12 protein-coding genes are annotated in these 13,094 nt (G+C 61.3%); 8 read left to right on the forward strand and 4 right to left on the reverse strand.

Annotation, left to right across the window (positions count from 1 at the left end; translation table 11 throughout):
* The first annotated feature begins 44 nt into the window (after positions 1 to 44).
* Both N675_RS10685 and proC read left to right on the forward strand, forming a co-directional pair.
* Positions 45 to 875 carry a creatininase family protein gene (locus N675_RS10685; protein ID WP_051914646.1) on the forward strand — a complete coding sequence of 277 codons (831 nt, stop codon included), beginning with the start codon at positions 45 to 47 and terminating at the stop codon, positions 873 to 875.
* Between the two features lie 387 nt (positions 876 to 1,262).
* Positions 1,263 to 2,120, forward strand: a complete 858-nt coding sequence (gene proC / locus N675_RS10690; RefSeq protein ID WP_081887061.1) for a pyrroline-5-carboxylate reductase — start codon at positions 1,263 to 1,265, stop codon at positions 2,118 to 2,120.
* Here the strand turns inward: proC and N675_RS10695 are convergent.
* Entirely contained in the window at positions 2,041 to 3,858 is a 1,818-nt protein-coding gene (locus N675_RS10695) for a PQQ-dependent sugar dehydrogenase family protein (protein ID WP_038039899.1), read from the reverse strand. The genes proC and N675_RS10695 overlap by 80 nt on opposite strands.
* A gap of 135 nt (positions 3,859 to 3,993) precedes the next feature.
* On the opposite strand from N675_RS10695, the gene N675_RS10700 reads away from it, so the two are divergent.
* Both N675_RS10700 and N675_RS10705 read left to right on the forward strand, forming a co-directional pair.
* A complete protein-coding gene (locus N675_RS10700) occupies positions 3,994 to 4,662 on the forward strand; it encodes a haloacid dehalogenase type II (RefSeq protein ID WP_038039900.1) in 669 nt (222 codons plus the stop codon).
* Positions 4,663 to 4,677: 15 nt separating this feature from the next.
* Positions 4,678 to 5,649: a sugar kinase gene (locus N675_RS10705; RefSeq protein ID WP_231578021.1), complete on the forward strand. Its 972-nt coding sequence runs from the start codon at positions 4,678 to 4,680 to the stop codon at positions 5,647 to 5,649.
* A gap of 6 nt (positions 5,650 to 5,655) precedes the next feature.
* Here the strand turns inward: N675_RS10705 and dcd are convergent, their stop codons facing one another.
* Genes dcd through N675_RS10720 form a run of 3 tightly spaced genes read right to left on the reverse strand, consistent with a single transcriptional unit; the run spans position 5,656 to position 7,718 of the window.
* Positions 5,656 to 6,171 carry a dCTP deaminase gene (gene dcd, locus N675_RS10710; RefSeq protein WP_038039901.1) on the reverse strand — a complete coding sequence of 172 codons (516 nt, stop codon included), beginning with the start codon at positions 6,169 to 6,171 and terminating at the stop codon, positions 5,656 to 5,658.
* Positions 6,172 to 6,204: 33 nt separating this feature from the next.
* Positions 6,205 to 7,530, reverse strand: coding sequence for an amidase (locus N675_RS10715; protein ID WP_038039903.1), 1,326 nt, complete (start codon positions 7,528 to 7,530; stop codon positions 6,205 to 6,207).
* Positions 7,527 to 7,718, reverse strand: coding sequence for a hypothetical protein (locus tag N675_RS10720; RefSeq protein WP_038039904.1), 192 nt, complete (start codon positions 7,716 to 7,718; stop codon positions 7,527 to 7,529). The genes N675_RS10715 and N675_RS10720 overlap by 4 nt, the downstream gene beginning before the upstream one ends.
* Positions 7,719 to 7,881: 163 nt before the next feature.
* Here N675_RS10720 and N675_RS10725 point away from each other — a divergent pair, with 163 nt between their 5' ends.
* The 4 genes from N675_RS10725 (at position 7,882) to N675_RS10745 (ending at position 13,093) form a co-directional block, all read left to right on the forward strand.
* A complete protein-coding gene (locus N675_RS10725; protein WP_038039905.1) occupies positions 7,882 to 8,220 on the forward strand; it encodes a non-heme iron oxygenase ferredoxin subunit in 339 nt (112 codons plus the stop codon).
* Positions 8,221 to 8,247: 27 nt separating this feature from the next.
* Positions 8,248 to 9,492 (forward strand): NAD(P)/FAD-dependent oxidoreductase, encoded by a 1,245-nt coding sequence (locus N675_RS14155; RefSeq protein ID WP_081887062.1) that lies wholly within the window; start codon positions 8,248 to 8,250, stop codon positions 9,490 to 9,492.
* A 1,682-nt stretch (positions 9,493 to 11,174) separates the two neighbouring features.
* Entirely contained in the window at positions 11,175 to 11,600 is a 426-nt protein-coding gene (locus N675_RS10740; protein WP_038039908.1) for an archease, read from the forward strand.
* A gap of 26 nt (positions 11,601 to 11,626) precedes the next feature.
* Entirely contained in the window at positions 11,627 to 13,093 is a 1,467-nt protein-coding gene (locus N675_RS10745) for an RtcB family protein (protein WP_038039909.1), read from the forward strand.
* Position 13,094 lies beyond the last annotated feature (1 nt).

A 13,094-nucleotide genomic window follows, 5' to 3' on the forward strand; every position in this document is an offset into this window, starting at 1 on the left:
ATGGCGCGTTGAGATAACGGCGCAGAAGCCGAGAGGGAAATGTGATGGAAGAGCGACCAAACCGTTACGTTCTGTGGGAAATGACCTGGCCGGAACTCGAAGCAGCCAGTAACGAGATTACGCTGGTGGTCATCCCCGTTGGTTCAACCGAGCAGCACGGGCCAAACAGTACGTTTGGCACTGACAGCATCCGTGCCTATGAGTTTGCGTTACGGCTTGCTGAACGCCTCTATCCGGAAGTCCTGGTTGCACCAGTCATGCCCTATGGCATTTCACCGCACCATATGGGCTTCCCCGGCACGATTACCCTGAGTGCTGAGACGTTTATGCAAGTCCTGTTCGAGGTCGTACAAAGCCTGACGCAACATGGCTTTGAGCGCTTCTTGTTTCTTAATGGCCACGGGGGCAATCGCCCAGCACTTGAGCTGGTAAGCGCACGGATCCGCCGGGAGCTGGACGTCATTGCCGCCTGGGTCTCGATTACCGAACTCGCCAGCGACGTCGCCCGTCGGCGTAAGCGCGCTGAGGTAACCGGCCACGCGTGCGAAATCGAGACGAGCCAGCTGCTCTATCTCGCTCCCTGGGCCGTGCGGCACGATGCACTTTCGCCGGGCGAACTCCTTGGGCAGGAATATCCGCACGCACAGTGGTCAGGGCCTGTCCATGTGCCCTACTTGTTTGAGGAAATTACTGCCAACGGCGCCCTCGGTGATGCCCGAGCGGCATCAGCAGAACTCGGCCAGGAACTCATTGAAACGGCCCTCGATCGACTGGTTGAGTTCATCGAGGCCTTCGTGGAAGATGAACTCACATATGAAGAAGAATTTGAGGACTTTAGCGAAGACGAAGATTTCACAGAAGACGAGGATGAATAACTGGCAATGGTATGGCAACATTGCCAAGCAGAGAAGCGCGCAGATCGCCCGAGCGCAAGCGTACGCACAGGGTAAGCGCGTTGAACCGTAGCGGAGAGCAGGTCCGGTTCGAGACGGCATGAGAATCCGCCTTGTTCATGCTTGCTCACAGCTGGATCACGGCCGGGCGCCGCGTGCGCTCTGGCACCGTTATGCCTGCCTTGCCCCTGACCCTACGCGGCGGCCTCCGGTGCGCCAGCGCGCGTAAGCGCTGCACCGCCCCCGCGCCCGAGGCCGCCGCAGTACCGTAGCACCCCACGGAACAACCAAGAGCAGCTGTCACTGACACGTCGATCGTCACAACGCCGAGTCGGTAGAGAAGCGCAGTTGGGTACGGAGGACAGAACCGTGCAACGTGAGCATCAAGCGATCCTGCAAGGAAAGCGGCTTGCCTTCATTGGCTGTGGCGTGATGGCCGAAGCGATTGCCTCTGCTTTGCTCCGCGCCGAACTTGTCGATAGCCACCAGCTGACCGGCGGCGAACCCAACGCCCGGCGACGGCAGGAGCTGAGCACGCGCCTGGGCATCCGCATTGTTCCAGATAACCGCGAGGCGGCGCGCGACGCTGACCTCGTTGTGCTATCGATCAAGCCCCAGACGCTCGAGACCGTCATGCGTGAACTTCATGGGCAACTTGCTCCGCACCAGGTTGTTCTGTCGATCATTCCGGGAGCAACCATTGCGCGGCTAACGAGCGGCCTTGGACATCCCCTCGTCGTCCGTTCCATGCCCAATACGCCCGCGCAGATCGGCTATGGCATGACGGTCTGGCACCCTGCGCCCGCAGTTGACGAAGCTGGTTGCGCCATGGTGCAGGCCGTGCTCGAGGCGATGGGGCAGGCAATTCGCGTCGAGGACGAGGATGCGATTGATATGGCGACAGCCTTAAGCGGCACCGGGCCAGCGTACGTCTTCCTCGTGATGGAAGCACTCATTGACGCTGGTGTGCACCTTGGCTTTCCGCGCGCGATTGCTGAGCAACTGGTGTACCAAACGATGCTTGGAGCAGTGCTCTACGCCAAGGAGTCGCGCAAGCATCCGGCCGAACTGCGCAATATGGTCACAACGCCTGGCGGGACATCAGCCGCCGCGCTGTATGAGCTCGAGAAAGGCGGCCTACGGACCGTTATCGCCCGCGGGGTGTGGGCAGCGTACCGCCGAGCCCAGGAATTGGGCCAGGGGCGAAGAGTCGCCCAACCTGAATAGCTTGTCGGTTTGAGGGCGCCGGAATCACCTTGAGCACGCGGCCGGCAGCGCTTTCCACGATGTAGAGCGTGCCATCGAGCCCAACCGCCAACGCACTCGGCTGGGCAAGGCCGCTGATGAGCGTCGTGGTGCGCGGCGGCGTCGATCCAGTACCGGGCAGCAACTGATAGAGCACACCGGCAACTTGTCCTTGCGCAACAGTAAAAAGCGTGCCCGGGGGTGCTGCTGGCCAAAACCGCGCAGTGTAGAGCAGGGCAGCCGTCGTGACATTGCCCGACGGAAGGGCAAATGCGGCACTCGTCGCGGTGGTAGCACCCTCACTCCCGATTTGCACGATGCGCGGATGCTGGGCATCGTGCGCCTGGTCAAAGGCGAACACGAGGTTGCCCCATGTAAAGACCGGTCCCGTGAGCGTCAACGGGGGAGAGACCGGCATTGCGCCGGTCAGCCCGACCTGGAAGAGCTGTGGCTGTCCGGCTGCCCCCGTTGCACTCCGGGCTATACCAAGGAAAAAGATGCGGTCTGTACTATCAACGACCGGGGCGCCATCCGTGCCCGGGACGGGCACCACCGTGGTACTCAACTGTTGACTTTGGTCAGCAATCCCATCGCCATTGAGATCACGAAACCGGCTAACGCCGTTATCATCGGTCACGTACACCCACCCCTGGCTCACAGCGAGCCCCCTGGGGTTCCGTAGACCGCGCGTGAATGTCGTAAACCCAGCCGCCGTCCCATCGCTGTTTTCCCCAACGGCCTTGAGAATGGTGCCGTCAGCCGTCAGAATGAGTGGAAGCCCGTCGGGAGCAATGGCGACGCCAATTGGCCGGTCGAGCCCCTGGGCGAAGACACCAACAGTGGCATCGGCGGAAACCGTGAGGTCAGAGGCAGGCGCTCCCGGCTTTGGATTCGGCCACGGCTGTGTCGCTTCTTGACTATAGCGCCAGCGATAGTAGTGCCGCCCGATGCTCGGCAGAACGAATTGCTTCCCCTCCGGCAATTCCGGAATATAGACAAGCACACGACGCTGAAAGATCTGAAACAACGCTGGATACGCAATGGCATTCTGCCGGTAATAGCCCCAGTACGGCTCACTCAGTGGCAGGCCAAGCACATCAACCCAGGTGCGTTGCCCAAACGGTGACTGCGCAAAAAATGCCAGGGTAACATCTGGGAGATTATGCTGGGTATCAGCAATAAACTGCGCGCAATGGACAAGCGCTGGCGGCGGCCCATCATGCAGCGTACCGTGCGCGTCAATCCACGTGGTGAGGAGCGGATGCAGTGTGCTGCAATCGCTCGCCGGCTGCTGCACCACTTGCGCAAAACTGGCGTAGGTTGGGACACGGGGATCGGGATCGCCCCCATCGAGGGGGATGACTGGCGGAGGAAGTGGCGTGAAGAGTTCATCGCCGAGCGCAACGCGTCCGGTCACCAACTCCCAGGCCAGCAGGCCCTCGGTCACGCTCGGGTGATCTTGTGAGCTCCGGGTATCGAGCTCCATGCGGCCGCGATCGAAATACTGCACAAGGCGTTGTCCACCTGAAGCATCGGCATAGGGTTCAATGCGCCATGCGAGCGGTGTGTCTCCCCAGGGATCAAGGAGATCGCCACGGCTCTCCAGCCAGCGCGACTCAAACGTTGGCGTCGCAAATGGCGCACTTTCGGCCTGATGGACTGGAAGAAACGAGACGGCCACCAGAACGACAACGAGCAGAACGATCGCTTGTTTCCACACACACAGCTCCCGACGACATCAGGTGGGGTGCCACGCTATACCCCTCTGAAGGAAGATAACGGCTTACGCGCCAAAAGGTTGCATAGCGAGCAAGATTGCGATTAGCATGAACAAGACGACAGTGAGGGGGATGCGATGCGGAACTTTCTGAGCCAGTTTGAAGCGATTGTCTTTGATCTCTATGGAACACTGGTTGACCTGAGCGCCTTGCCGCGACTCTTCCCGTCCTATCCCCCGGAATTCTTTTCCTACTGGCGCACCAAGCAATTGGAGCATACGTTTCTCCGCACCCTCGTGAACAATTATCGCGATTTCTGGCAGGTCACGGCTGAAACGCTCGAGATTGCCTCTGCCACCTTTTCGCTTGGCCTTTCGGCTGCCGATCGTGACGTGCTCCTGCAGGCATGGCTTCGTCTGCCAGTCTTTGCCGAGGTGCCTGAAGCGCTCCTCGGGCTCGCACGCAACCATAGCCTTGCGATCCTTTCAAATGGAACGCTCCAAATGATCAAGGACGTCCTTGAAGCGAACCATCTTATCCACTACTTCCAAAACCTCATCAGCGCTGATAGCGTGCAACGCTACAAGCCCGCGCGTGAGGTCTACGCCCTTGCCCCGAGCGCACTCCTCACGACGCCGAACCGCATTCTGTTTTGCAGCGCCAATGGCTTCGACCTTGCGGGCGCAGCGCACTTCGGCTTTGTGACCTGCTGGGTTAACCGATCTGGGCTCGAGCCCACCCAGCTCGACATGTTGGGGCTCACGCCCGATATCAGCGTGCACGGGCTCGATGAATTGCTGAAGTAGCGAGGAGGAAGTGCTGTGGAGGCGACGCCGCGCTGGGACGTCGTCAGCTTTGGCGAGACGATGATCCGCCTTTCCCCACCCCTTGGTGAACGACTCGAGACGGCAACACGACTCGATGTCCGCATTGGCGGCACAGAGTCAAATGTTGCCGTTGCCCTAGCCCGCCTTCGCCATCCGGTCGCCTGGTGTTCGGCCTTGCCTGACAACCCGCTTGGTCGACGGATCGCAGCAGAGCTGCGCTGGCACGGCGTCGATGTCTCGCTCGTTCACTGGGTCGAGGGTGGACGCGTGGGCGTCTATTACCTTGATGTCGGCATTGCCCCACGGCCGACGCAGGTTCTCTATGACCGGGCGGGGTCAGCAGTTGCCACGATCGACCCCACCTGCATCGACCCTACCATCGTTCGATACGCGCGCTGGCTGCACCTCACCGGCATCACCCCCGCGTTGAGCCCGAATTGCCGAGCAATTGCTCACGCACTCGTTGAAGCCGCGCAGCAGGCAGAGATTCCCCTCTGTTTCGATGTCAATTACCGCAGTCTGCTCTGGTCACCAGAGGAAGCGGCCGAAACCCTTGCCCCTTTCTGCGCGAGTGCGACGGTGCTGATCTGTGGCCGTGCCGATGCCGAAACCCTCTGGGGGTTGCATGGCGCCCCGGAAGAGGTGCTCGTTGGCCTCGTCCAACGGTTTCATGCCCCAATCACCTTGCTAACGCTTGGCGACGGCGGCGTGCTGGCTGAAGCGAACGGCCAACGGTACCACGTGCCAGCGCTCCCGGCGACGGTTATCGACCGAATCGGCGCTGGTGACGCCTTCACCGCTGGCGTGCTGCACGGTCTCCTTGAGCGGGTGGATCTGGCACAAGCTTTGCGCTACGGCGTAGCCCTCGCCGCGTTGAAAATTACGATGAATGGCGATCTGGCGCTGATCACCCGGCACGAACTTGAGGCTGCGCTGCGTGGCACAGCCCGAGCCGTCGTCCGCTAACCGCTGCTACGGATGCAGTTGCCGCTGGAACCGGCCGTTATACTCAGCTGAGCCGATGCACTGCTCAAGGATAATCTGGCAGATCGCGGTACCGGGGTGAATCGCTAATGGGATCGGCCCGGCATTGTTCATCTCGAGCACTTGACGCGTCTGGATGATTCCCGGCTGCATAAAGTTTGCGGTGACATGAACCATGAGGCCAAAGCGGGCAAAGCGACTGCGACCCTGAATCCACCCGCAGATGTCGCCAGGCAGCGTAATTCGTTCTTCCGTCACCCCGAGGACAGCCTGGCCGGGAAGAAGCAGGAGATAGTCATCGACCACAACCAGATCTGTCACCGCCCGATGGTCTGCCTCGTCAGTCACATGGAAGATTTCCCGCGCCAGCTTGAAGACACGAAATTCCCGTCCGAGGTGCAAGTCAATCGACGCTGGCCCAACAGACGCGGGATCAAACGGGTCGATGACAATGTCGCCCGCTTCGATGCGGCGCAAAATCTCGGCGCGCGTAAGAACGGCCATGACTCTCTTCCTTACAGTATCCAGCTTGACCGTCTAGCCATCGACAGCCAGCGAGGCAGCAACGATTGGCGGCGTTGGTAGCTCCGGCAGCACCTGCTCACACCATGCGGCAACGTGCAAGAGTCGCCGGTCGCAGGCACGCTGGCCGACCAGTTGCAAGCCAAGCGGCAAGCCATCAGGCGAGAGACCGCTTGGTAACGAGATGCTGGGCATACCCGTCAGGCTCCAGACAGCCTGGAACGAGCGGTCGCCTGTCGTTTCCAACCCGGGCGCTGGGCCAGAAACAGTTGGCAATACCAAGGCATCAGCGGTCTGGGCAAGGTCGTTGAGTTGGCGAGTGATTTCACCGCGTAACCGGCGAGCGTGCAACGCGAGCGAGGCAGGAACGAGTTGGCCAGTCTCGACGGCTGCGCGAAGGCGCGGACCATACGCGTCGGGAAAAGCGTTGAGTTGCTGCCAATGCGCTGCAGCCATCTCGGTGAGCATGATGACGTGATGGACATCGAGGATCAGGTCAAGGTCAATGGGCAAGCGCTGTTCGCGAACGTGAGCCCCGGCCGCGCGAAGCTGGTCAACTGTTGCGAGGAAGTGCTGGCGGGCAGCAGGCTCAGTGCGATCGAGAAAGTCCGTTAACACGACCAGGGAAGGCGCGACTTCTCGCCCAGTGGCATCGACGCGCTGCTCGCAGATCGCCGCGTAGGCAAGGGTGATATCACGCACACTGCGCGCAAAGAGCCCGAGGTGATCGAGCGACCAGGCCAGCGGCAAGGTGCCAGCGAGGGGGAACCAGTTGTAGGTCGGCTTAAAGCCAACGACGCCGCAGTATGCAGCCGGGCGGAGTACCGAGCCCGCCGTCTGGGTGCCAATGGCCAGTGGAATCATCCGCGCGGCCACGGCTGCCGCCGAACCAGAGCTCGAGCCACCTGGCGTGTGTTCAAGGTGCCACGGATTGCGCGTCGGTGCTGGATCAGCAAAGGCAAACTGGGTCGTGTGCGTCTTGCCGAGCAGGATCGCACCCAACGCACGCAGCCGCGCAACGATCGCCGCATCGTGCTGAGCGACGTGGTGAGCGCGCGGCGCAAAGCCCGCCTGCGTCGGCAAACCAGCAACGTCGATAATGTCTTTGACACCGACAGGGATGCCATGGAGTGGCAAGACAGCGCCACGCTGCGCAAGGTGATCGGTTGCCACCGCAGCCTGCCGTGCTCCGTCGGCATCAACCAGGGCCCAGGCCTGAATCTGTGGTTCGAGGGCAGCAATGCGCGCAAGCGATTGCTCGACGAGCGCACTGGCGGTCAACTCGCCGCGGCGGATCATGGCAACCGTCTCTGCGATCGTTCCTCGTTCAGGGTGGCTCATCCGTCAACTCCAGTCGTATCCAAGGGCAGGGCCGCGAGATCACGTTGCTCGGCGCTCAAGCGGGCCAGGGCTTTGGCCATTCGCGCAAGCTCATCGGCGATCGCTTCACGGCGCGCCGGGCCATAGAGCCGCTCAGCATTCTCGCGCAGCCACTGCTCCCACCAGTCCTGATCCCACTGTGGGGTCATCGCGTGCTGTTCCCTTCGCGTTTGCTCCCGTCCTCTCTGCAGTAGTGTGACGGTTCAACGCCGACTGGTCAAGCAATGAGCGCAAAACCGGTACGCTATAGTTGCGCGCGGAGAGCGTTGCACAGTCACGGTGACCAGCAGTGACACAGGAAGGAAAAACCAGATGACCGCGCCGGAAGGATACATCCCGACACTCGCTGCCGACGCTGTTCCCGAAGGAGCGCTTGTTCGAATTGAGGTCGATGAGGAGCCGAGGCTCCTCGTCAAGGTCAATGGGCGCATCTATTGCGTCTATGCGATCTGTACCCATGAGGAAGCGGATTTAGCTGATGGGGATCTCGAGGATACCACGATCTATTGCCCGTTACATGGATCGGGCTTCGATCTCGAAACTGGCGCAGTGCGCTCGCTGCCGGCGACACACCCGCTTCCGGTCTATGACGTCCAAATTCTTGACGGCACAATCTACGTCTCGCGCGATCCCAAGTATCATTTCTCGTAGTGGCGAGTCAATGAGAGGAGTACAGGCATGACGACGCAACGGCCGCACCTCGTCATCCTCGGCGGTGGGGTGGCAGGGTACAGCGCAGCCGACACGATCCGCGGAGCCGGCTTTGAGGGTGCAGTCACGCTGGTTTCGGCAGAAGCAGACCTCCCCTATGACCGCACGTATCTCTCCAAGGCCTACTTGCAAGGGAAAAAAGCCGATCCTGATGTGCTCTTCAAGCCAGCTGAGCACTACCGCAACCTCGGCATTGACCTCCATTTCGGCGATCCCGTTACCGCCGTTGACCTCGACCAGAAGCGTTTGACGTTCGCCTCTGGTGAACAGCTCAGCTTCGATCAGCTGCTCATTGCGACGGGGGCAGAGCCGATTCGTCTGAGCGGCCCGGGCTTCGATCTGCCCAACGTGCTCTATCTTCGCTCCTTAGCCGATGCCCGAGTGCTGCGTGAACGGCTCGAGCGGGCAGAGCGTGTGCTCGTCATTGGCGCTGGGTTCATCGGCTGCGAAATTGCTGCCAGCGCCCGCATTCTCGAGAAGTCGGTCGTTGTCGTCGATCCTGCCCCGGTTCCCCTCAGCCGCGCATTTAGCGAAGAGGTTGGCAACGCTGTCGTCAATATTCATCGGCAGCATGGCGTCGAATGGCGGCTCGGCCGCAAGGTGGCCGAGCTTCGCGGCCACGGCCAGGCTGAAGAAGCCGTTCTTGACGATGGTTCGCGCGTAGCCTGTGACCTTGTCGTGGTCGGCGTTGGCGTTCGTCCAGCGGACGAGCTCTTCGCCAACACGGCCCTGAAACGCGACAACGGCATCCTCGTGGATGAGTATTGCCAAACGAACCTTCCCGGCATCTATGCCGTCGGAGACGTCGCCAACTGGTGGTCGCCGGCAGTGCAGCACCGCTTCCGCCTCGAACACTTCGACCATGCCGTCCACCATGGCGCTGCCGCTGCGAAGGTGATCGCTGGCGATCGGCAGCCCTATGATCCAGTACCGTACTTCTGGTCGGACCACTACGACCTGACGTTCGAATACACCGGGTATCCGTTGCCGTGGGATCAGGTCGTGATCCGCGGCGACCTGCAACAGCCTGCATTTACGGCGTTCTACCTGAAGGACGGTGTGATTCAGTCTGCTGTGGTGATTCGCCGCCCGCGGGAGCTGCGTGCCATCCAGCGACTGATTCGCGCGAAGGCACAGATCGATCCGGCACAGCTGGCTGACCCATCAGTCGACTTGCGGGAACTAGCGAAGGCGTATCAGCAGTCCGAATAAGGAACAACTGGCCACTTTGCCAGCGGTAGGCCGCGCGGTCGGGATAGTACGCCAGGAGTTGTGCGTCGGCCGCCCCATGGTCAAGGGCATAGACAACGTCGCCGTCCAACCATGGCGAGTTTTCAACGAAGAACGGGGCGTAATCTGTCCATTTGGGGGCGACGACGAAGACAACCGCGTGATGGATCCCGGCCGCGCGTACTGCCTGAATGCCTGCGCTGGTTACTCCGTACCAATTGCGATACGTGCGGAACTGCTGGGGGGTAAACACGAGGAGATTCCAGCTGATAAGCCCAGCCAGGACAAGGATTCCAAGCGCAGCGTATGCTCGGCCTCGTCTCCCCAAGCCGATCCGTTCCAGCAGGTGCATGCCAAGCGCATTGAGCCACAGCAGCCCGCGCGCACTCAGGAGCGCCAGCGCGCCAAGGCTTTCGAAGTAGTACCGCGGGCCATACATCTGGCCGCTGACCCAGTACGCCATGTAGGCAACGATGAGACAGGCCGTGAGGCTAGCCAGCACGACATCCCAGGCGCATGCGCGGTCGCGCCGACCAGCAGCGAACTGGACGACAGCCTGAGCGACCCCCAAGAGTGGCGGTAGCACGCTGAGCGCACCAGGCCAGCCAAACAACCAGTGGGCCAGTGCATGCAGGTTTTCTTTCGTGTTTTGCCAGCCTTGGCCCAGCGTATGCTCGCCGCGCACGCCAATACCTGGCCCAAAGCCGATCCGATCAAACGGCCACCAGAGCTGATAGCCAAAGACGAGGGGATGCCCGGTCGTCAGGGCGTTATACCCGAGTAGCAAGACAAGCGCCAGGACGCTGATGAGCCCCATGACAAGCACGCCCACACGCCACGTCCGCCGTCGTGCCAGCCAGAGCGCCCACAAGGCACACGGCACGACAACAGCCACGGCGGTGAGCGGGCGACTGAGCCAGAGCCCGGTGAAGGCAACTCCGGCACCGGCGGCACTCCAGGGTGAGCCCGTCCGGGTAAAGTGTTCAAAGGCCAGCAACAAAAGGAGCACGAAGTCGAGGCAGACAACGTGCATGAGAAACGTCCCCGCCTGCAGTAACACGAACGGCGAGAGCGCAAGAAGCACGGCCGCAAGCACTCCGGTGGTCATATCGAAGAGTTGCTGGCCGAGCTTGGCGGTGAGCACGACGGCCAGTCCAGCAGCCAGCGGATTCACCAGCCACGGCGCATGCAGCAGCACGCCGAGTGCCAGCACGAGCGAATAGCCAGGCGGGTATTTGCCAAACCAATGTCCCTGATGCACAACAACGAACGGGATCCAGAAAAACGCGGGCAGTGCCGGCGCTGGTGCGAGCAGGTGACCGGCAGCGTAGGTGCGCGCCTGGAAGAGCAAGGCCACTTCGTCTTCGAGATGCGGTACCCGCTCAAAGACCTTCGTCGCAATCCAGCCCGTTGCCAACACCGTCCATAACGCGAGCGCAAAGACGAAATCGGGCAGCGGTCTGGCTGTTCCCTCCGTCCTCGCGGGCTCCGGCGTCCTCGGCTTTGCCGTGATGACGAGCGTTCGCACTCGCGTTGACCAGTGGTGCATCGCCTCCTCCGTCTGGAGTCTACCGCGTTTGGTGGGGTACAATGAGGTATCTGGTTGGCGTTGGGAACGGGGAGCAAGAAGCGTTCCTGCCCACAACGAATGGGAGGGCGCAGGCGTGCCGTATACCTATCTTGATCATCAAGCAGACATTGGACTCGAAGCGACAGGTGCCACGCTGGTTGAAGCGCTCGAAGATGCGGTGCGTGGTCTGCTCGGCTTGCTCGTTGACCTCGAGACGGTTGAGCCGCGAGAACAGGTGCCGATCCGGGCGGAAGCCGATGACCCCGGCGGCCTCTTCGTCGCCCTGTTAAACGCGGTGCTCGCGGCCATCGACCTGCACCGCATGTTCTTCCGTGATGTGTCGCTGACCCGCGTCGAGCAAACGCCAGAAGGGTGGGTTGCCGAGGGCACGCTCATCGGTGAACCGATTGACTTGTCAAAGCATGCCGTCGAAATCGAGGTCAAAGCCGCGACCTACGGCGGCTTCCTTGCCGAGCAGACCCCCGAAGGCTGGCGCTTTCGCTGCGTGCTCGACTTATAAACCACTCATACCAAGGAGGCAACGCGATGAGTCAGAAGGCGGAGCAGATCACGCTGCGCAAAGTGACCGACTATCTCTTTGAAATCCCAAAGCATGGCAAGATGCGGGTGCCGGCTCGCATCTTCGCTGACGAGCGGGCAATCCGCGACCTCACGTCGCAAAGCAGCCAGGATTGGAACGCGCTCCAGCAACTTGAGCACGTTGCCATGCTGCCCGGCATTCAGAAGGCCGCGATGGCCATGGCCGACGTCCACCCCGGCTATGGCTTCCCGATCGGCGGTGTCGCCGCCTTTGACCCCAAAGAGAACGGCGTCATCAGCGTGGCTGGCGTCGGCTTTGACATCAACTGCGGCGTACGCTGCCTGCGCACGATCCTCACCCGCAAGGATCTTGCAGGCAAAGAAGAACAACTCGCCGACACGATGTACAAGGTCATTCCGGCGGGTTTGGGCAGCACCGGCGAGCTCAAGCTGAGCGTCAAAGAGATCGACCGCGTGCTGCGTGAAGGCGCGCACTATGCGGTGCGGCTTGGCTATGGGCGCGAGGAGGACCTTGAGTATATCGAAGAGACTGGCCGGCTGGCTGATGCAGATCCGACCGTTGTCAGCAACACGGCCAAGCAACGCCAGCTCGCCCAGGTCGGCACCCTTGGTTCCGGCAACCATTATGTCGAAGTCCAGGTCGTTGACCAGATCTACAACGCCCAGGCAGCCGAAGCGTTTGGTCTTGAGCTTGGGCAAATCGTCATCATGCTCCATACGGGCAGCCGGGCACTCGGCCACCAGATCGGCACCGACTACTTGCCGTTCCTCGAGCGAGCCACGCGGAAATACGGCATCGAGGTGCCCGACCGTGAGCTCGTCTGCGCCCCCATCGACAGTCCGGAAGGGCAACAGTACTTCCATGCCGTGATGGCTGGTGCAAACTGCGCGTTCGCCAACCGGCAAGTGCTGACGCACCTCGTGCGCCAGGCATTCTGGGAGGCGTTGCGCGTCCCCGACACGGCCATTCAGACGCTCTACGAGGTCGCACACAATACGGTGAAGTGGGAGATACACGAGGTCGATGGCGTCCAGAAGCGGCTGCTTGTCCACCGCAAGGGCTCGACGCGGGCCTTTGGGCCAGGCCGTCCAGAGATTCCCGCACGCTACCGCCACGTTGGCCAACCAGTGCTCGTCGGCGGCACGATGGGAACCGCAAGCTATATCCTCGTTGGCACGCCGTTGGGCATGCAGGAAACCTTCGGTACCGCGCTCCACGGCGCTGGCCGATCGAAGTCACGCCGTGCCGCGAAGAAAGCCTATCCCGCTGACGAGATCATCCGCCGCCTGCGCGAACAAGGCATTCTTGTTCGTGCGCACGGCAAGGCCTCCATCAGCGAAGAAGCGCCAGGAGCGTACAAGGACGTTGACCACGTCGTCGACGTGATGTGCAATGCTGGCATCGTGGCACGGGTAGCCCGCTTGCGACCCATCATTTGCTTGAAAGGATAAC

This window comes from Thermorudis peleae (assembly GCF_000744775.1).
GTDB classification, from domain to species: domain Bacteria; phylum Chloroflexota; class Chloroflexia; order Thermomicrobiales; family Thermomicrobiaceae; genus Thermorudis; species Thermorudis peleae.

Bases quoted from the DNA above. Each gene is read 5' to 3' on its own strand.
- N675_RS14155 (WP_081887062.1), top strand. From the start codon at position 8,248: ATGACGACGCAACGGCCGCACCTCGTCATCCTCGGCGGTGGGGTGGCA.
- N675_RS10720 (WP_038039904.1), bottom strand. From the start codon at position 7,718: ATGACCCCACAGTGGGATCAGGACTGGTGGGAGCAGTGGCTGCGCGAG.
- N675_RS10715 (WP_038039903.1), bottom strand. From the start codon at position 7,530: ATGAGCCACCCTGAACGAGGAACGATCGCAGAGACGGTTGCCATGATC.
- N675_RS10725 (WP_038039905.1), top strand. From the start codon at position 7,882: ATGACCGCGCCGGAAGGATACATCCCGACACTCGCTGCCGACGCTGTT.
- N675_RS10745 (WP_038039909.1), top strand. From the start codon at position 11,627: ATGAGTCAGAAGGCGGAGCAGATCACGCTGCGCAAAGTGACCGACTAT.
- dcd (WP_038039901.1), bottom strand. From the start codon at position 6,171: ATGGCCGTTCTTACGCGCGCCGAGATTTTGCGCCGCATCGAAGCGGGC.
- N675_RS10685 (WP_051914646.1), top strand. From the start codon at position 45: ATGGAAGAGCGACCAAACCGTTACGTTCTGTGGGAAATGACCTGGCCG.
- N675_RS10700 (WP_038039900.1), top strand. From the start codon at position 3,994: ATGCGGAACTTTCTGAGCCAGTTTGAAGCGATTGTCTTTGATCTCTAT.